The sequence below is a fragment of the Rahnella sp. PD4 genome (assembly GCF_049199325.1).
Taxonomy (GTDB): domain Bacteria; phylum Pseudomonadota; class Gammaproteobacteria; order Enterobacterales; family Enterobacteriaceae; genus Rahnella; species Rahnella perminowiae.
In genome coordinates this window covers 521429-539713 of sequence record NZ_JBLZQF010000001.1, presented here as the reverse complement: position 1 = coordinate 539713, position 18285 = coordinate 521429, and the positions used below count along the sequence as shown (strand labels likewise).

Here is an 18285-nt window from a genome sequence, read left to right as displayed (position 1 = left end):
TGACTCCTTACTTCTGATTAATGCTTGCTCAGCCAGACGTCATAGGCATTTTCCGGCATCTGTTTGAACGGCCTGAAGCCGACACCGTGGACGTAAGCCGCTGCCGCAATCTGGTCTTCCGGCTCGTAAAGCGGGATCGCCAGCGCCTGCTGCAACACCGCGAAATTCTGCAACTGCCCGTAGAACGTTTTGCGCTGTGCATTATCCTGCGTCAGCGACGCGCCTTTGAGCAGCGGAATGATTTCCGGCGCATCGGTGCGGCTGTAGTTGATTGAACCGCCGCCCTCGACCGGCAAATAGTGGTTTTCAATATCGATGCCGTCGGTATCCGTATTGGAGTTAGCAATCGAGCCAAACTGACCGGTTTTGCGCACTTCGGTATAGGTCCCGGAATCGACATAACGAATTTTCAGGTCGATGCCCAGGCGTTGCCGTGCCTGCGCCTGTATTGCCTGTAATAGCACATCACGCTGATCGCGCACCGTTGCCTGTGCCTGAATGATTTCAATGCGCAGGGGCTGGCCGTCTTTGGTGCGGATACCGTCAGCCCCTCTGGTTTTCCAGCCTGCGTCATCAAGCAGTTGGTTGGCGAGGGTCGGGTTATTGCCGTATTTACCGCTCAGGCTGGCGTCATACAGCGGATCCACCGGTGATGTAATGCCCCAGACGCGGGTGCGTTCGCCGCGATAAATCGACTGCAAGATCGGGGAAATATCCAGCCCCTGTAAAATCGCCTGACGGACATTCACATCCTGTGTCGGCCCATATTTCACATTAAGAAACAATGAATAAGGCGTGCCGGTATTGAGTGCGTGCTGGTAAGAGAAATCAGGATTATCTTTGAACTCACCGGCATCGTTACCCGAAACGCCTTCAATGACATCCACCTGGCCGGAAAGCAGAGCGCCGGTGCGCACTGACGATTCAGGCAGGAAACGGTAAGTCACCCCCTCGAGATACGCCGCGCCCTGATGTTTAGCATTGGCTGATGCCCAGTGGTAAGCGGGGTTACGCACATACTCAATCTGCTGGCCTTTCTCATAGCGTTTCAGAATAAACGGGCCGGTACCCGCGATGTCGGTGCCTCCGGATTTCAGCTGCGGCGAAGACCAGGAAGAGGGCGAAATCAGCTTCAGACCGGCAGCAAAGGACAGAAACGGACTGTAAACATCTTTCAGCGTAATGCTGACGGTGTGTGCATCCGGCGTAGCGACGCTGGCGATTCGCCCGGCCAGCGCACAAATACTCGACCCTGCGCAATACGCCGGATCTTGTGCATGACGGAAGTTTGCGGCGACGGCGGCGGCATCGAATTTTTCTCCATTGGAGAATTTCACGTCATCGCGCAGGGTAAACGTATAGGTTTTGCCGTCGCCAGACACGTTATAGCCGGTGGCCAGCCACGGGATATACGAACCGTCCGGCTTGCGCGCTAACAGTGATTCATAAGCGACGCGCAGGATCAGCTCGGCTTTTGACTGGCCGTTTAACTGCGGATTGAGCGTATTAGGTTCAGTTTCCACGCCCCACGTCAGTGTGCCACCTTGTTGCGGTTGTTCAGCTGCATACAGCGGCTGGCCGGAAGAGAGCACTAACAGCGCGAGCGCAGAGAGAGAACGAACGTGAACAGAGGATTTCATACATTTCCCGTCAGATGATAAACCGTGAATTATTCAAATAAACTCAACCTGTAACGCCGCTTTATTCCGGGCGGCTTGAGGGATTATTAATGTCACGTTGCTAAGTTGTAAAATCACAATATTTGCTTTTCAGAAACAATAAATGACTTAAGGGGTTTCTATGGCTTAACCAAGAGGCGAAATACCGGCTTATCTCATTTGAGGGTAATAAAATGCTTTTTTCTTCGTGGTGTAATCAGCGGCGGTCTCTATTTTTAACGCAGGCAATTTAAACGCAGGCAGTTATGTGCAGATAAAGGAGAGCAGCTTGACGAATACATCCCGCAGACGCTTAAAGACCCTGGTCGGGGCAGGAAGCGTGATCCACGCCTCGAACGATACCCGCCGCCAGACGGGTATTTCACGTGCCATCACGCTGGCTAATATCGCAGAAAAAGAAAAAATCACCGGGCTGTTTACGGCCGATTTATTACAGGCTGATCCTGACGGGCTTTCCGGCCCGACCGGGAGTCAGGATCCGCTGATAACCCTTGCGGCGCTGAGTCAGGTCACGTCACAAATCGGTCTGATAGCCACGGTTTCCACCACCTATCAGCATCCGTATAATCTGGCGCGGCTGATCGGCACGCTTGATCACGTCAGCGGCGGGCGTGCGGGCTGGAACGCAGTAACGTCTTCAGTCGGCGAAGAGAATTTCGGCGATATCCGGCTGCCTGCGCCTGAAGTGCGTTACGCCAGAGCCACAGAGTTTATTGAAGTGATTAACGCGCTGTTCGATGCCAATCAGCCGGATGCCGTGGTGCGCAACAAAAGCGGCGGGGTGAGTATAGATCCGCGCAAGCTGCATCCGATCAATCATCACGGGGATTTTTTCCGCGTCCAGGGCCCGCTGAACGTTCCGCCGCCGCCGCAACACCGGCCGGTACAGTTTCAGGCCGGGCAGTCAGAAGAAGGGCTGAAACTTGGCGCGAAATACGCGGAGGTGATCTACACCTCGCAACCCACACTGGAAGACGCCCGGGCCTTCGTGGAGCGCGTTCATCATCATGCTGATGCCTTCGGACGACATGAAAACCGGCCGCTCATCATGAACTCGCTCCACTCGGTCATCGGCTCAGGCCCTTCTGATGTGGCGCGCCGGTTGTTCGAAAAACACGAGCGTATTGATTATCAGCAGGGGCGTCTTAAAGTGGCGGATATGCTGGGCGGTGACATTGATTTGCGCGACCTTGCGCTGGATCAGCCCGTTCCGCTGCGGTTGTTACCGGATGTCGATCAGATAAACCGCCGTCGCGGCCGGGCAGAGATTTTTAAGCGTTTCGCCTTGCAGGGACTGACGCTGCGCGAACTGATCATACAGGCGCAGGAAACCGGCCACTGGTTTGTCGCCGGTACGCCGGAACAGCTGGCCGACGCCATCGAAGAACGCTACCGCGCCGGTGTGCTGGATGTCATTTCCCTGCATGGCCTCGGGCAGGTGGATCAGGAAGACTTGCTGATCAACGGCCTGTTGCCGGAGTTACGGAAAAGGAAACTTATCGATACCGAATACGGGGAGGAGGATTTCAGGGGGAATCTTGGATTAGCATCCAGACTGCCGTAGATCAAGGTCGTGGGCGTCGGCCCACTCCCCCAAGACCCCCCAGGCTCTTTCACTGCGGGCGGAGCGCGCAGTTAAAAAACGCAGGATTCCAAAGGGTTTCGTTTAAAACCCTTTGGGCCAGTGTGGGCGGCGAGCCCACGACCTTGACCTTAAAGCCAGTTTGAGTGGCAACCCAAGGTATTGATTCTAAACCGTCAGTGCATCGGAAGGCACACTCTTAGCAGTGAATTGATTCTCCGGCTCCCGCAACCCCAGATTTCCCCGCAACGTCTCACTTTCGTATTCCGTCCGGTACACTCCCCGTGCCTGCAAAATCGGGATCACACTGTCGGTGAAATCATCGAACGCCGTCGGGGTTCCGCCGCGGACAATAAAGCCGTCGGCAGCGCCCGACGTGAACCAATGTTCCAGTCCGTCAGCAACGTCTTCGGCAGTACCGGAGAAGGTCGGGCGTGGCGTGGCGGCTTCCAGCGCGGCCTGACGCAGGGTCAGCCCGCGCTCGCTGGCGTTGCGTTTGATTTCATCCGTGGTGCTGCGGAAGCTGTTTTGCCCCAAATTACCTATGTCGGGGAAGGGGGCGTCGGGGTCATATTGCGCAAAATCGTGATGCTCGAAATAGCGGCCAAGATAATCCAGAGCACTTTCCAGCGTCACCAGTTGCGCCGTTTCCTGATATTTGCGTTCGGCGTCGGCGGGCGAGTCACCGATAATCACGCTGATACCCTGAAAGACGCGGATGTCGTCAGCGTCACGGCCGTTTAACACCAGCTGACGCCTGACGTCGAGCCGGAACTCGCGGGCCAGTTCAGGGGTTTCCTGACGGGTGTAAATGGCATCAGCGGCTTCGGCGGCAAAAGCTTTGCCCTGTTCCGATGCTCCGGCCTGAAAGACGATCGGACGGCCCTGCGGCGAGCGTCCGACGTTCAGCGGCCCCTGCACCGAGTAGTATTTGCCGTGATGATTAAGTGTGTGCAGTTTCTCCGGCACAAAGAACTGGCCGGTGGCTTTGTTGCGCACAAAGGCATCTTCTTCCCAGGAATCCCACAGTCCTTTCACCACGCTGACGTATTCACTGGCGATGCGGTAACGCTCATCATGTTCCGGATGTTTATCGCGGGAGAAGTTTTTCGCCGAGCCTTCCAGCGGTGAGGTCACGACGTTCCAGCCCGCCCGGCCACCACTCAGATGATCGAGGCTGGCGAACTGACGCGCGACGGTAAACGGCTCGCTGTAGGAGGTGGATAATGTGGCGACCAGTCCGATTTTGCGGGTGACCAGCGACAGGGCAGAAAGCAGGGTAATCGGTTCAAAACGGTTGAGGAAATGCGGAATAGATTTCTCAGTAATATAAAGTCCGTCGGCGACAAATAAGAAATCAAATTTAGCCTGTTCAGCTCGTTGCGCTAATTGCTGGCAGAACTGAATATTAATACTGGCATCAGCAACCGCATCCGGATGACGCCATGCAGACATATTTCCGGATGCGCCCTGAATAATGGCACCCAGGCGTATTTGTTTTTTCTGACTCATTGTTTCATCCTTAAGAATATATTATTCAGCCGCTGTTAAACCAGCGTGCGTAATTCAGCGATAGAGCGCACCAGCGGTGCCTGCTCCAGTGCTTCGAATGCCTGCTGGTTGAGAATTTTGCGCAAATAGACCAGTTCCACACCCAGCGGGTTGGTCGCGGTATGAAATGGCTCATAACCCCGTCGCTGATACAACCCGGTCAGCCACGGATGTTTCACCGCCGTTGCCAGATACACCGCCGGTGATTTCAGCGTGTCCCGCAAAAACGTCTCTTCCACGTAGCGGATAATTTCATTGCCAAATCCCTGGCCTTTGGCGTGTTCTGCCACCGCAAACCAGTGCACAAACGGCCATGGCGCAAGATGATTTTTCGCGGGTGTCCACAGAAAACGGGTGGTCAGTGTCGCGGTCAGTACACCGTCTTTTTCCAGCACATAAGTGGTTTCATTACGGATAACATCCCGCACATCCTCAACGCTGGCGCGGGTAATGGTGAAATGAATGTTATGTTCCAGCAGCGGCTCGTAAGCCTTTTGCAAAAGACTGTGCAGCGCCGCTGCTTCAGACTCCTGAGCAAGGCGGATCACATGGCTCATATTCCGTTCCTTTAGTTCACAACACATCGTTAACAATGATTATTAAAGTCAGGGACAAGCGATGTAAAACAACAATAGTTGCTATGCAGTTGCGGGAGATGGAATAGGGCCGGTCATAAAGCTCCCTCCCCTTCGCAGGGGAGGAGTAAAGAGAAAAAACTATCTTCCTTTGCATTTAAGATCCTACGGGCAAGATTTCCAGTCTGTCACGGCGCCAACTGAAACAGAGTGTCTGGCGACAGCGCGCAGGCTTTTTCCCGCGCCACGGCTGCGATGTGCCGAATTCAGGGAGTTAAGAGCAGGGAGAGGAAGGAAAAGGGCGTTTTTACAACGCCCTGAGGAGATGCTACTACTCGTCTGTAGGGGGTTTCTTGGCCGGTGTACGCAGCGGACGTTCAACAAATTGCATGGTGCGCTTATCGAAGTACCGGCTTGGCCAGATGATAGAAGGCGGCACACCGATAGCCTGGCTAATCAGCAACTCACCCTTTGGCCAGGGACGGGTAAGCGCATTGGCTAAGGTGGTTGAACATAAACCCGCCGCGCGTGAAACCGCAGACAGGGTGGTGCCTTTTTTGCGCAGTGCAGCAATGATGTCGGCAGGGTGCCAGTCCTGATTAATCAGGATTTCACCCTCATGTTGCTGAATATATGAGGTAGGAAACGGCAGAAATGTCGGACTATGGGGCAGTTTCATGTGTATTCTCCGATGTGATAGTTAACCACCACCGGAGCTGCGAAACTCTTTTTGGTGGTGGCTCAGACAAGGTTCGCAGTACCGGTCACATCGGAATCCGGCCAGCCCGGGGGCTGCCTTGCCTGAGTCACCATAGGATGTACAAATTACAAGCATCTGCATCTGACAGGTGTACCGAGGCTAATACATAATTATTACATATGTATTTCCGATGTGGTATTCAGGCTGCGAAACCTCGCCGCGTTTTTTTGACGCAGCAAGGCAAATATAACGTAAGCAAGGGTGCTAAACCAACTGGATAACCACTGAGATGGGATTTGCTTTCCAGAGAAAAATATATGTTGCAGAGCTTTGCAGCAGGCATTTTTACCCATGAGGGAGAGGGCGCAAAAAGGCAGGCATATTGCTGAAAATGTCTGCAATATGCCTGTTAAGTGCTTTAATTAGCGGGACGGGTGATTCACTTCCACCGGTCGCAAATCAAAAAGTAATACTTCTGCCTGATCACCGTCTGTAAAGGTGAGTTTATCTTCCTGACGGATACGGGCACCGTCACCGGTTCTGAACTCAATGCCGTTCACTTTGATGCTGCCGCGTGCCACATGGATATAGGCATAGCGGTCAGGATCCAGATCAAACGTGGCCTGTTCTGCGCCGTCGAAGAAACCCGCGTAAATCTTCATGTCCTGACGCACCGTCAGTGAGCCGTTGTCACCCTCCGGCGAGACAACCAGACGGAACTGGCCACGTTTTTCCGCTTCAGCCACAGAAACTTGCTGGTAACCCGGTTTGGTACCCGTTTCAGACGGCACAATCCAGATTTGCAGGAAATGGACATTCTCGTCGCCGGAGTGGTTGAACTCACTGTGTGTCACACCGGAACCGGCGCTCATCAGCTGTACATCACCGGGAACAATCACAGAACCGGTACCCATCGAATCTTTATGCTCCAGCGCGCCTTCCAGAACATAAGAGATAATTTCCATATTGCTGTGCGGATGTGCGCCAAAGCCGCGGCCCGGTGCAACCTGATCATCGTTAATGACCAGCAGGTCTGAGAAACCGACCTGTTTCGGATCCCAGTAACTGGCGAAGGAAAAAGTATGGCGTGAATGTAACCAGCCGTGATCACCCAGGCCGCGTTGTTCAGAGAGACGTTGTTCGATCATGATGTGCTCCTCAGTTTGTCAGGGGGGAAGTGCGTTTGCGCTTCCGATGAACAGAGAATACACGTAAACTAATTTGCTCAACAATGCGCTGGTTTGACTATCAATGTCACGTTTTGGTGGACAATCAGCGGCATGATAATCAAGGATGCGGATAAGATGCAGATAGAAGATCTTCGTATTTTTGTTGCGGTGGTAAAGGCCGGGAGTTTTACCGCAGCGGCTGAACAACTGATGCTATCAAAACAATATGTCAGTCGCCGTATGGCGTCGCTGGAGGCTGGCTTAAATGCCCGGCTGCTCAACCGCAACACCCGTAAACTGTCGGTGACCGAATCCGGTCAGTTGTTCGCGCAACATGCTCAGCGGATCCTCGATGACATCGAAGAAGCCGAACGCGCGGTGTCGCCCAAACGGCAGGCGCTTCAGGGGGCATATCGCATCAGCATTCCGATGTCGTTTGGCATCAGCCATCTCTCACCGCTGATTGCCGAGTTTTTAGGTCAGCATCCGGCTATTCAGTTTCAGGTAGAACTGGTCGACCGCTATGTTGACCTGGTGGGTGAAGGTTTCGACATTGCGTTGCGCATTGGTAATCTGGCCGATTCGTCGCTGGTGGCGAGGCGCCTGGGCGAGCTGAAGCGGGTGATCTGTTGCAGCCCGCAATATCTTCAGCGCAAGGGAACGCCGGAAACGCCGGAGGATTTGCTCAGCCATCACTGCCTGCGTTACGGGCGTGAAGGACAGACCGGCTGGGAGCTGGAGCTGCACGGCAAACGCCGTCTGTTTGATGTGCGCGGGCCGATTGTCAGCAATAACGGTGAAGTGTTACGCGATGCGGCCGTCGCCGGACTGGGGCTGGTATTACTGCCGGAATTTATCGTCGGCCCGGCACTGCAATACGGGGCGCTGGTTCGCGTACTCGATGCGTTTCATCCCGGCCCGCTGAGCCTGCACGCCCTTTATCCGCAGCATCGTCAGCGCAGCGAAGTCACCCGGGTATTTCTCGACTTTTTACAGGAGAGACTCAAGGCACAACTGCTGGTGGCGGTCTGAGAGACATGCTGCGGATGTAAGCCGATCTGTCTCACACTTTTTTGGCGATCACACATAAATCCAGTGTTTCGTAGGATTAGCATCGTTTTTTCCTATAAAAACTGCCGTACTTTCATGTTACGCAAACGTTAACTGAAGGGGCGGGAAATGAATCATTCATCTGAGCAATATCTTGCAGCACTGGGCGCAACACAACCGTTAACACCGGCACAGGCGGACGAACTGGAGACGCGCGGATACCTGATTATTCATGATGTGATTGACCAGGACTGGCTGGCGGATATGCGTGTCACGTTTGACGCGCTGGTGGAAAAAGAGGGCGATAATCTCGCGGTGGAACATCATCAGGAAGCCACCGCCACCCGTATCGCCAATATGATCAACAAAGGCACTGTGTGGGAAAAGGTCTGGTCGCATCCGCTGATCCTGTCCGTGTGCCACCATATTTTCGGCGGCGCGTTTAAGGTTTCGAGTCTCAATGGTCGTGAAGCGCTGCACCGGGGAGGACATCAGCCGCTGCATGCTGACTGGAAAAAACCGCGTCCGGATTTCCCAAAGGTGCATCTGGTCAATGCTATCGTGGCGATTGACGATTTAAGTGCCGCCAACGGTGCGCCACGTATTATTCCGGGCACTCATCACCGCCCGGAATTGCCGGAGGACGTGCTGGCGGATGTCGAATTGCCGCATCCGGATGAGGTGGTGTTTGAGGCACCGGCAGGCAGTGTGATGATCTATAACGCTCATGCGTGGCACGGTGGTACCAATAACCACGCCGGCACACGTCGCCGGGTGCTGCACAGTTTGTATATTGATCGTGCCGATGCGCAGCAGCAGGATCAGCGTAAATGGCTGACGCCGGAAACGGCAAGCCGCCTGACGCCTGCGCAAAAATGGTTGCTCGACGTGCTCTGAATGGCTGTTTCCCTCCGGGCCTGGCCGCCGGTCAGGCTTTTTTATTGCATTTTACCGGGTCTTATAATGGACACCAGAAGGGGCACGGTGTGGCAGGCGGGATTACCGCGTATTTGTTAGGTGTATGTTATGATCAAAAGAAATCCTCTGAGAGGCTGCCATGCTGCAAGACGTGATAGAAACACTGTTCCGATCGGTATCCGGCAGTGATGCGTTTGCTGTCCGGTTCCCTGATAATTCCCTGCCTGCGCCCGAGCTGGCCTCGGTGGTTAGTTTTCCGCGTATCGAATTTGTGGTTGAAGGCGAAGTCCGTGATCGCAGCATCGCCGCCGGTAAAGGGCTGCTGAGGCAGGGCGATGCACTGTATATTCCGGGCGGGAAGTGGAATCTGATGGTGTGGGATCAGTCCGCGACAGTGCTGAGTATTCTGTTCAGTAAAGAAAAACTGGGTTTCAGTTTGCAGTTCTGGGATGGCGTGACATTTACCGGTACCGATAAGCAAAGTGTTTCGCGCCTTGGTCCGCGGGTAGGCTCGTTTTTGTTGCAGGCGATGAATGAAATTATCTCTAATCCTGACGACCAGCAAACCGCGCGCTGCGTGGTCGCGGGGTTGTTAAGTCATTGTCAGGAACAGCTCGCCAACCGGGCGCAGATCCTCACCCGCAGCGGTGCGCTGTTTGAGGTCATCAAAAAATATATTGAAGAGAATGCCGCACTGCCGCTGACGCGCGAAAACGTGGCAAAGCGTTTCCATATCACCCCCAATTACCTGTCTCATTTATTTCGGAAATCCGGTGATATCGGCTTCAGTGAGTATCTGAATCATGTCCGGCTGGAAAAGGCGAAACTGCTGCTTAAAGGCTATGAGCTGAAAATCAAAGAAGTGGCAGCCAGCAGCGGCTTTGTTGACAGCAACTATTTCTGCCGCGTTTTTCGCAAAAGCACCGCCCGTTCGCCTTCTGAATATCGCAGTCAGTGGCTGAGCCAGTTGTCGGATCGAAAGTCGTAGCCAGCCTGTAGCCAGAAAGTAAAACATTCCGCACCGCAATGGGGCGAATTGTTTTTTTCTGGTGCAAAAAAACGTCATTTTTTGTTCACTTTTATGCCTCACTGCCCGTCACAATCGCCATATTCTGCCGCTATTCCTCCGTTTTGATAAGTTGGCATTCTGCTTGCTAGGTTGTACATACAAGTTAGTACATGTCAGGTCTGCGAAATGATCACAAGCAGGCGTCCTGTGAAAAACACTCCGTAATGTGGCTGGAAATGTAATGATTTCATTTGAGAACATAAGCAAATTTTACGCAGATGGTACGGTGGCTGTAGACAGGCTGTCGTTCAGTGCGCCGACAGGGAAAATCACCATGCTGGTCGGGCCCTCGGGCTGCGGCAAAACCACCTCGCTGCGTATGATCAACCGGTTAATCGAACCCTCTTCGGGCAGCATTTTGCTGAACGGGCAGCCGACCGCCGGAATGGACCTGGTAAAATTACGCCGCAAAATAGGTTATGTGATCCAGAACGCGGGGCTGTTTCCGCATAAAACCGTGCAGGACAACATCGCGGTCACGGCGCTGCTCAACGGTGCGACACGTACGGCTGCGCGTAAAAAGGCCCTCGAATTACTTGAGCTGGTCGGGCTTTCCCTGTCGATGGCGGAGCGCTATCCGTGGCAGTTATCCGGCGGTCAGCAACAACGGGTGGGCGTGGCGCGTGCGCTGGCATCGGACCCGGAATTTATGCTGATGGATGAACCTTTCAGCGCTGTCGATCCGGTGGTGCGCGAACAGTTACAGGATGAGTTTTTAAGGTTACAGCGTGAAATCGGCAAGACCATTATTATGGTTACTCACGATATTGATGAGGCGATGAAATTAGGCGATCAGGTCGCCGTTTTCCGCCCCGGGGGGCGTCTGGCGCAAGTCGCCTCGCCGGTGAAATTACTCAATGAACCACAGGATGCGTTTGTTGCTGATTTTATTGGTCGTGATCGCGGATACCGTAAACTTTCCTTCGACAGCATCCCCGGGAATATCAGTCTGACGAAAGAACCTGTCATCGAGCCGGGTATTTCCGTCAATGCAGCCAGAGCCCTTGCCGGAGAAAGTGCCTGGGTGCTGGTGGTAGAAAATGAATGTCCGCTCGGCTGGTATGATGTCACACAAAATAAAATAACCGTGGATGCGGAAGATATTAATCTCGGCAGTACCTTCGCGCCGAAAAATGGCACGCTGCGACAGCTAATGGATGCCGTATTAAGTTCTCCCTGTCAGCGCGGTATTGTGGTAGATGAACATCAGCGTTTTATCGGCACGGCCACTATAGAACACGTCTTTTCACTTTCTTATTCCCGGACTGTGAGGTAGTGCCATGCGTTTTGACTGGTTATTTCAGCAGCGGGAAAATATATTAACGCTGCTCGGCTGGCATATTTACCTGTCTGTTATTCCGGTATTGATCGGGCTGGCACTGGCTATTCCGGTAGGCGGTGTTTTACACCGATGCGGAAAATTTAAAGACGGTATTCTGAATTTATTAGGATTGCTTTATACCATTCCTTCACTGGCGTTATTTGTTCTATTGCCCGGTCTGCTGGGCACAAAGATTCTGGATGTGGTTAATGTCGTGGTGGCCCTGACATTGTATGCATTTGCGTTGCTGATCCGCACCGTATGCGACGGACTGGATTCTGTGGCGGATGATACCCGCCAGGCCGCTGTCGCCATGGGCTACCGACCCTTGCAGCGTTTCCTGAGCGTGGAATTACCGCTGGCCGTGCCGGTCATCGCCGCCGGTATGCGGGTGGTGGTGGTTTCGAATGTCAGTATTGTGTCGATTTCGGCGCTGGTTGGCATGCCGCAACTGGGGGCATTGTTCACCCAGGGTTTTCAGTTGCATTTCCTGACACCGATTATTGCCGGTATTTTCCTGTGCATTGTGCTGGCGTTGCTGCTGGATAATCTGGTGCTGCGTACCGGCAATAAAATGACCACATGGCAACCGAAAAGGAATGCGAAATGATTAACTGGTTGCTGGACTCCGGTCACTGGCTCAATGATGACGGTTTGCTGATGCTCATCTTTCAGCATCTGATTTACAGCATTGAAGCGTTGTTCATCGCGGTGATTATTGCTTTTCCGATTGGTTGCTATGTCGGCCATACCGGTAAAGGTGCGACGCTATTAATCGGCAGCGCCAATGCCATGCGGGCGCTGCCTTCATTCGGGTTAATCATCTTGCTGGTAATTCTGTTCGGGCCGGTATTTGAATCGGACCTGGCTTTTATTGTGCCTTGTCTGATTGTGCTGATTATTCTGGCCTTACCGCCCATTATGATGGGGGTGTATTCCGGCATCCGGGCAATTAATCCGGCAGTTATTGATGCCGCAACCGGTATGGGGTATTCACCGCTGAAACTGTTGCTGGCGGTAGAAATACCCTGCGCGCTGGCGCTGATATTATCCGGTATCCGCAGTGCTGCGCTGCAAATTGTGTCTACAGCCACGATTGCAGCGTATGTTTCGCTTGGTGGCTTAGGGCGGCTGATTATTGATGGCCGTGCACAGAATGATTATCCGCAAATGGTTGCGGGTGCTTTTATGGTGGGAATATTAGCGTTACTGGTTGATGTATTTTTCTCTTTTTTAATTCGTTTCATTGTTTCACCAGGATTGCGGCAGCGTGAGCGCCGCCGTAAAAAAACCATTCCTTTATCGAATCACTGAATTATCTACTCACTCATTCCGGAGCCTGACAAAAATGAAATTGAAAAATTTGCTCGCCGTTGCCCTGTTTTCTGCTGCCGTCGTACACGTCCCTGCTGCGTTTTCCGCTGATACGGGGGGCACTATTATCATCGGCTCAGCGGATTTCCCCGAAAGCCAGCTGATTGCCACTATTTATGAGCAGGCACTGGCAGCAAAAAATGTGAAGGTGGAAACCAAACTTAATATTGGCAGCCGTGAGGTGTATATGCCCGCGCTGCTTGATGGCTCCATTAATCTGATCCCGGAATACAGTGGTGCCACCCTGAGTTATCTCGACGAAAAAACGCAGGCTCATTCTTCTGAAGATGTGGCGGCGGCACTGGCAAAAGCTTTACCGGAAAAAATCAAAATGCTGGATATCTCAGCCGCGCAGGACAGTGATGTGCTGGCTGTGACTGAGAAAACGGCCAAAAAACACAATCTGAAAGACATCAGTGATCTGGCACCGGTGGCGAAAACGCTGGTTCTGGGCGGTCCGGCAGAATGGAAAACCCGTCGTGAAGGGGTGAGAGGGCTGAGCGAAGTGTACGGCCTGACCTTTAAAAACTTCAAAGTGCTCGACGTCGCCGGCCCGCTGACACTGTCTGCGCTGACCAATAATCAGATTCAGGTCGCGGACATGACCTCAACCGACCCGGCGATTAAAACGAAAAATCTGGTGGCGCTGGAAGATTCCAGACACTTATTCCCGGCGCAAAATATTGTGCCGCTGATTGCTAAAGACAAAGCCAGCGAGGTGGTCGAAACCACGCTGAACAACGTGTCCCGACAACTGACCACCAGCGATCTGATCGTGATGAACGGTAAACTGGCGAATTTTGAAAGTGTGGATGCCGTAGCAAAAGAGTGGCTGGCCGGGCACGGGCTGGATAAATGATGACGCGCACTGTCATCTTAGGCACGGCGGAAACCTCCGTCCGTGATATCGCGGATATCGCTTACGGGGCACCGGTGTTGCCGGACCCGTCAGCGTCAGATGCCATGCTGATCGTGCATGAGAAAATCAGGCAGGCGATTGCCGACAACAAAGTCATTTACGGCCTGACCACCGGCGTGGGTGACCTGGTCACTCAGCGCTTATCACCGGAGCAAATTTCTGACGTACAGCTCAATATGCTGAAAAGTCACGCCTGCGGTACGGGGCCGGTGCTGGCGCAGCATGAAGTGCGGGCGATGATGGCGGTGATGATGAAATCGCTGCTGCAGGGCTACAGTGGCGTCAGCCCTGCGCTGGTGCAAACGATGGCCGACATGCTTAACAAGGGGGTGACGCCCTGGTCGCCTGCCAAGGGGTCGGTTGGTTACCTGATTGCCACTGCGCATATCGGGCTGTCGGTGTTTGGTTACGGAAAATCGTTCTATCAGGGCGAACTGTTACCGGCACGGGAAGCACTGGAACGGGCGGGGATTGCCGTGCGCATTCCCGGTCCGCGCGAAGGCCATGCGCTGGTCAGCGGCACCTATGAAATCACTGCGCTGGGCTGTCTGGCGGCGCAAGCCTTCCGCGAATTACTGCCGGCGGCTGATGCTGCTGGTGGCATGAGCCTGGAAGTGCTGAAGGGGAATATCCGCGGGTATGATGCCCGCCTTCACGCATTGCGCCCGCACGACGGCCAGCAGGAAACCGCGCGGATTTTGCGCTGTTTCCTGCGTGACAGCGAGATCCTGGATAAATACCGGGATTTTCGCGTTCAGGACGCACTGAGCCTGCGCTGCATTCCGCAAATGCATGGCGCGGTACGGGATGTACTGAGTTACTGCCTGAAAACGCTGACTACCGAAGTTAATTCGGTCACAGATAATCCGGTGTTTATTGTGGAAGAGGGGGAGCTGAATGTTTTGCCGGGCGGCAACGGGCACGGTGCGCCGGTGGCGTTGTGTCTGGATGCACTGGCGATTGCCATTGCGCAACTCAGCACCGGTTCGCAGGCCCGCGCTGACCGACTGACAAACAGTCATCTCAGCGGATTACCGGCTTTTCTGGTGGCCAATGGCGGGGCGCATTCAGGCATGATGATCCCGCCTTACGCTGCGGCCGCGCTGGCAGGGGAAAACCGTGCACTGGCAGCACCGGCCAGCGTGCATACCGTATCCACCTGTGCCGGACAGGAAGATCACATTTCCATGGGGGTAACAGCGGCGCGTAAAGCGATTGATGCCGTTGAAAATGCCATTGATATTGTGGCGATAGAAATCTTGTGTGCCACGCAGGCGGTGGAATTCCACCGTCCGCTGCGCGCCTCAGCGGGCACGGAAACCGTATTGTCTCTGGTGCGCGGGCAGGTGGCCTTCCGGCAGAGTGACGAGGAAATGTATCCGGATATGCTGGCTATCCGTCAGCTGATCGGACAGGGCGATATCTTGCGCGCGCTGACCCCCCTGATTTTCGCAGACCTTGCTGACGGAGAAAATGTATGAGTACATCCGCGACATCACGGCCGCTGGAGGGGATCAAAGTGCTTGACCTTTCCCGCGTGCTGGCCGGGCCTTACTGCGCTTCGCTGCTCAATGATTTGGGTGCGGAAGTGATCAAAATTGAAATGCCGGGTAAAGGTGACGATTCCCGTGATTTCACGCCGCATATTCATGGTGAAAGTACCTACTTCATGCTGCTTAATCACGGCAAAAAAAGCCTGACGCTGAATCTGAAATCTCCGCAGGGACGGGCGGTGCTGGAACAACTGATTGAAGGCGCTGATGTGCTGGTGGAAAACTTCCGGCCCGGCGTGACCACGCGTCTGGGCATTGATTATGACGCTGTGAAGAAGATCAATCCGAAGCTGGTGTATGCCAGTATTTCCGGCTTTGGTCAGCACGGGCCGCTGGCGCACAAAGCAGCTTATGACCATGTGATCCAGGCAATGGGCGGCATTATGCAGGTCACCGGCTGGGCGAATGGTGAACCGACCCGGGTGGGGGATGCGATTGGTGATGTGGTGTCGGGGCTGTACTGTTCGTGGGGCATTCTGGCGGCATTGCTGCAACGGGGCATCAGCGGTCTCGGGCAGCATGTGGATGTCGCCATGCTCGACGCGATGGTATCGATGCAAATGGTCTCGCTGACACAACTGCTGGGCGGCATGCCGCTGGCCGGGCGACTGGGCAATGCACATCCCATCAGCGCCCCGATGGACAGCTACCGTGCGGCCGACGGTTATCTGGTGATTGCCGTGGCGAATGACAGCCTGTTCCGCCGTCTGGCACAGACTATAGGTAAACCGGAAGTGGTGCAGGATGTGCGTTTTGCCACGGATCCGCAGCGCCTGAAACATCAGTACGCATTACGGGTGCTGATTGAAGAATGGCTGCACGACAAAACCGTGGACGGGGCGCTCGCCCTGCTTGATGCAGACGGCATTCCTGCCGCCCCGGTCTGGGGGCTGGATCAACTGCTGCAAAGCCCGCATGCCGCTGAACGGGGACTACTGCATCAGGTGATGCATCCGGTCGCCGGTGAAATCAGTATTTTACCGCAGCCGGTGAAGCTGAGCGGCATGCATCAGATACCCGATTTAATGCCGCCACGGCTTGGTGAACACACACGCGCCATTCTCAGCGCGCAACTGGGGCTGTCTTCGCAGGAGATGGACACACTGGAGCAACAGGGCGTTATTTAACCGGAGGCAGATAATATGGCATCAACACAGGTTGCGGTGATTGGCGCGGGCACCATGGGTGCGCGCATCGCGGCGGTATTTGCCGCCAGCGGTTTTAAGGTGGCGCTTTATTCGCGTACGGAAAACTCGCTGCACAAGGCTGCAAAAGTGATCGACAGCATCGACGCCGGACTGGCATCAGCGGTCACTTTTACGACATCCCTGGCGGAATGTCTGAAAGGCGCGAAGATTGTTTCGGAAAATATCGCTGAGGTGCTGGCACTCAAACAGCAGATTTTTCAGGAGATCGAAAAACAGGTCAGTGACGACTGTCTGCTGACCACCAACACCTCCAGCGTCCCTGTCGGGCAGATTGCCTCTTCGCTGGCGGTGCCGTCGCGTTTTATTGGCCTGCACTGGTTTAATCCGGCTGATGTCATGCCGATGGTGGAAATTGTCTGCGGGCCGCAAACCAGTGACCAAACGCGTCAGCAGGCCGGTGCATTGTGTCAGCAACTGGGCAAACAGACAGTGACCCTTCATAAAGACGTACCAGGGTTTATCGTCAACCGGCTGCAATACGCCATGCTGCGCGAGGCGTTGCATCTGGTGACGGCCGGTATAGCCAGCATCGAAGACGTAGATTTTGCTGTGCAAAGCACACTTGCACCGCGCTGGTCGGCTATGGGGCCGCTGAAACTGATGGATTTTGCCGGGCTGGATACGGTGAAGAATGTTGCGGCGATCTTATTGCCGGTGTTATCCCGTGACGACGCGTTGCCGCCGTGGTTGCTGGCGCACATTGAGCAGGGCCACCTGGGTACCAAAACCGGCGCCGGGTTTTATCCGTGGACGGCACAGGATATTGAAGAAGGGCTCGCGCACCGTAATTCCACAATCCGCGCCATCAGCAGGATGCAAAAACCATGAGCGAACTCATCCGCTGTGAACGACATCAGGGCGTGGCGCATATCACCCTTAACCGGCCGGAAAAACTCAATGCACTGAGTGCGGAGATGCTGACGCAATTGCTGGAGAAAATGCGTGAACTGGACGGGGATAAGCAGATCCGCGCCATGGTGATTTCCGGCTCAGCGCGGGCGTTTGCCGCCGGTGCTGACACCGGCACGCTGGCTACCGCCTCAGCGATAGCCCTTTACACCAGCGGTTTCAGCGAAAAATGGGATCAGATCGCCGCCATTGAAAAACCCGTGATCGCGGCACTGTCCGGTTATGCGCTGGGTGGCGGACTGGAACTGGCGTTACTGTGCGATATCGTGATTGCTGATGACACAACCGTTATCGGGCTGCCGGAAACACATATCGGGATTATCCCCGGCGCAGGGGGGACGCAGCGGCTGGTCAGGTCTGTGGGGAAATCACTGGCGATGGAAATCATCCTCGCCGGGCGAAAAATCAGCGCCACCGAAGCGCTGGCTGCCGGGCTGGTCAGCCGCATCACCACACCTGAAGCATTAACGGCACAGGCGCTGACGATTGCGCATAATATTTCCCGTGCCGCACCGCTGGCTATTAAGATGGCCAAAAAAGCCGTGCTGGCGAGTTTCGATATGGGCTTAACGGCAGGCATCAGTTATGAGCGTTCGTTGTCCGCCCTGATTGCGGCCAGCGAAGACCGCAACGAAGGCATGCGCGCACTGGCGGCGAAAGAACAGGCGGTGTTTACCGGCGAATGACCTCCGGCAACGCGCGCCAGGC

17 protein-coding genes are annotated in these 18285 nt (G+C 54.5%); 12 read left to right on the top strand and 5 right to left on the bottom strand.

The annotated features are described in order from the left end of the window. Positions 1 to 17: 17 nt before the first annotated feature. Positions 18 to 1640, bottom strand: coding sequence for an ABC transporter substrate-binding protein (locus tag ACOZIO_RS02350; protein ID WP_129951402.1), 1623 nt, complete (start codon positions 1638 to 1640; stop codon positions 18 to 20). 307 nt (positions 1641 to 1947) lie between these two features. Here ACOZIO_RS02350 and ACOZIO_RS02345 point away from each other — a divergent pair, with 307 nt between their 5' ends. After that, a complete protein-coding gene (locus ACOZIO_RS02345; protein ID WP_129951401.1) occupies positions 1948 to 3243 on the top strand; it encodes an NtaA/DmoA family FMN-dependent monooxygenase in 1296 nt (431 codons plus the stop codon). Positions 3244 to 3429: 186 nt separating this feature from the next. Here the strand turns inward: ACOZIO_RS02345 and ACOZIO_RS02340 are convergent, their stop codons facing one another. From ACOZIO_RS02340 to ACOZIO_RS02325, 4 genes are all read right to left on the bottom strand, one after another. Beyond that, positions 3430 to 4773 (bottom strand): LLM class flavin-dependent oxidoreductase, encoded by a 1344-nt coding sequence (locus tag ACOZIO_RS02340; protein ID WP_129951400.1) that lies wholly within the window; start codon positions 4771 to 4773, stop codon positions 3430 to 3432. A 35-nt stretch (positions 4774 to 4808) separates the two neighbouring features. After that, on the bottom strand, positions 4809 to 5369 hold the full coding sequence (locus ACOZIO_RS02335) for a GNAT family N-acetyltransferase (protein WP_129951399.1): 561 nt from the start codon (positions 5367 to 5369) through the stop codon (positions 4809 to 4811). Between the two features lie 349 nt (positions 5370 to 5718). Then, the gene (locus tag ACOZIO_RS02330) at positions 5719 to 5994 is read right to left on the bottom strand and encodes a helix-turn-helix domain-containing protein (protein ID WP_235174269.1); all 276 of its coding nucleotides are present in this window, start codon (positions 5992 to 5994) and stop codon (positions 5719 to 5721) included. Positions 5995 to 6509: 515 nt separating this feature from the next. Then, positions 6510 to 7235, bottom strand: a complete 726-nt coding sequence (locus ACOZIO_RS02325; protein ID WP_129990656.1) for a pirin family protein — start codon at positions 7233 to 7235, stop codon at positions 6510 to 6512. A gap of 156 nt (positions 7236 to 7391) precedes the next feature. On the opposite strand from ACOZIO_RS02325, the gene ACOZIO_RS02320 reads away from it, so the two are divergent. From ACOZIO_RS02320 to ACOZIO_RS02270, 11 genes are all read left to right on the top strand, one after another. Next, positions 7392 to 8288, top strand: coding sequence for a LysR family transcriptional regulator (locus tag ACOZIO_RS02320; protein WP_129951396.1), 897 nt, complete (start codon positions 7392 to 7394; stop codon positions 8286 to 8288). A 147-nt stretch (positions 8289 to 8435) separates the two neighbouring features. Next, on the top strand, positions 8436 to 9203 hold the full coding sequence (locus ACOZIO_RS02315; protein ID WP_129951395.1) for a phytanoyl-CoA dioxygenase family protein: 768 nt from the start codon (positions 8436 to 8438) through the stop codon (positions 9201 to 9203). 160 nt (positions 9204 to 9363) lie between these two features. Next, on the top strand, positions 9364 to 10212 hold the full coding sequence (locus ACOZIO_RS02310; protein ID WP_129951394.1) for an AraC family transcriptional regulator: 849 nt from the start codon (positions 9364 to 9366) through the stop codon (positions 10210 to 10212). Between the two features lie 262 nt (positions 10213 to 10474). Then, positions 10475 to 11569 (top strand): ABC transporter ATP-binding protein, encoded by a 1095-nt coding sequence (locus ACOZIO_RS02305; protein WP_217157515.1) that lies wholly within the window; start codon positions 10475 to 10477, stop codon positions 11567 to 11569. 4 nt (positions 11570 to 11573) lie between these two features. Then, complete coding sequence (locus tag ACOZIO_RS02300; protein WP_129951392.1) at positions 11574 to 12224, top strand: ABC transporter permease; 651 nt, start codon at positions 11574 to 11576, stop codon at positions 12222 to 12224. Then, the gene (locus ACOZIO_RS02295; protein ID WP_129951391.1) at positions 12221 to 12928 is read left to right on the top strand and encodes an ABC transporter permease; all 708 of its coding nucleotides are present in this window, start codon (positions 12221 to 12223) and stop codon (positions 12926 to 12928) included. Before ACOZIO_RS02300 ends, ACOZIO_RS02295 begins: the two co-directional genes overlap by 4 nt. A 34-nt stretch (positions 12929 to 12962) precedes the next feature. Next, the gene (locus ACOZIO_RS02290) at positions 12963 to 13847 is read left to right on the top strand and encodes an ABC transporter substrate-binding protein (protein ID WP_129951390.1); all 885 of its coding nucleotides are present in this window, start codon (positions 12963 to 12965) and stop codon (positions 13845 to 13847) included. After that, positions 13844 to 15388, top strand: a complete 1545-nt coding sequence (locus ACOZIO_RS02285) for an HAL/PAL/TAL family ammonia-lyase (RefSeq protein WP_129990660.1) — start codon at positions 13844 to 13846, stop codon at positions 15386 to 15388. Before ACOZIO_RS02290 ends, ACOZIO_RS02285 begins: the two co-directional genes overlap by 4 nt. Continuing rightward, on the top strand, positions 15385 to 16587 hold the full coding sequence (locus ACOZIO_RS02280; protein ID WP_421594889.1) for a CaiB/BaiF CoA transferase family protein: 1203 nt from the start codon (positions 15385 to 15387) through the stop codon (positions 16585 to 16587). Before ACOZIO_RS02285 ends, ACOZIO_RS02280 begins: the two co-directional genes overlap by 4 nt. Before the next feature lie 15 nt (positions 16588 to 16602). Next, positions 16603 to 17496 (top strand): 3-hydroxyacyl-CoA dehydrogenase family protein, encoded by an 894-nt coding sequence (locus ACOZIO_RS02275; RefSeq protein ID WP_421594888.1) that lies wholly within the window; start codon positions 16603 to 16605, stop codon positions 17494 to 17496. Beyond that, positions 17493 to 18263: an enoyl-CoA hydratase-related protein gene (locus tag ACOZIO_RS02270; RefSeq protein WP_129951386.1), complete on the top strand. Its 771-nt coding sequence runs from the start codon at positions 17493 to 17495 to the stop codon at positions 18261 to 18263. Before ACOZIO_RS02275 ends, ACOZIO_RS02270 begins: the two co-directional genes overlap by 4 nt. Positions 18264 to 18285: the final 22 nt, after the last annotated feature.

What these genes read in the sequence shown, in the direction of transcription:
- ACOZIO_RS02275 (WP_421594888.1), top strand. Translation starts at nt 16,603, where the DNA reads ATGGCATCAACACAGGTTGCGGTGATTGGCGCGGGCACCATGGGTGCG.
- ACOZIO_RS02350 (WP_129951402.1), bottom strand. Translation starts at nt 1,640, where the DNA reads ATGAAATCCTCTGTTCACGTTCGTTCTCTCTCTGCGCTCGCGCTGTTA.
- ACOZIO_RS02290 (WP_129951390.1), top strand. Translation starts at nt 12,963, where the DNA reads ATGAAATTGAAAAATTTGCTCGCCGTTGCCCTGTTTTCTGCTGCCGTC.
- ACOZIO_RS02305 (WP_217157515.1), top strand. Translation starts at nt 10,475, where the DNA reads ATGATTTCATTTGAGAACATAAGCAAATTTTACGCAGATGGTACGGTG.
- ACOZIO_RS02280 (WP_421594889.1), top strand. Translation starts at nt 15,385, where the DNA reads ATGAGTACATCCGCGACATCACGGCCGCTGGAGGGGATCAAAGTGCTT.
- ACOZIO_RS02310 (WP_129951394.1), top strand. Translation starts at nt 9,364, where the DNA reads ATGCTGCAAGACGTGATAGAAACACTGTTCCGATCGGTATCCGGCAGT.
- ACOZIO_RS02325 (WP_129990656.1), bottom strand. Translation starts at nt 7,235, where the DNA reads ATGATCGAACAACGTCTCTCTGAACAACGCGGCCTGGGTGATCACGGC.
- ACOZIO_RS02315 (WP_129951395.1), top strand. Translation starts at nt 8,436, where the DNA reads ATGAATCATTCATCTGAGCAATATCTTGCAGCACTGGGCGCAACACAA.
- ACOZIO_RS02295 (WP_129951391.1), top strand. Translation starts at nt 12,221, where the DNA reads ATGATTAACTGGTTGCTGGACTCCGGTCACTGGCTCAATGATGACGGT.
- ACOZIO_RS02340 (WP_129951400.1), bottom strand. Translation starts at nt 4,773, where the DNA reads ATGAGTCAGAAAAAACAAATACGCCTGGGTGCCATTATTCAGGGCGCA.
- ACOZIO_RS02320 (WP_129951396.1), top strand. Translation starts at nt 7,392, where the DNA reads ATGCAGATAGAAGATCTTCGTATTTTTGTTGCGGTGGTAAAGGCCGGG.
- ACOZIO_RS02300 (WP_129951392.1), top strand. Translation starts at nt 11,574, where the DNA reads ATGCGTTTTGACTGGTTATTTCAGCAGCGGGAAAATATATTAACGCTG.
- ACOZIO_RS02270 (WP_129951386.1), top strand. Translation starts at nt 17,493, where the DNA reads ATGAGCGAACTCATCCGCTGTGAACGACATCAGGGCGTGGCGCATATC.
- ACOZIO_RS02285 (WP_129990660.1), top strand. Translation starts at nt 13,844, where the DNA reads ATGATGACGCGCACTGTCATCTTAGGCACGGCGGAAACCTCCGTCCGT.
- ACOZIO_RS02335 (WP_129951399.1), bottom strand. Translation starts at nt 5,369, where the DNA reads ATGAGCCATGTGATCCGCCTTGCTCAGGAGTCTGAAGCAGCGGCGCTG.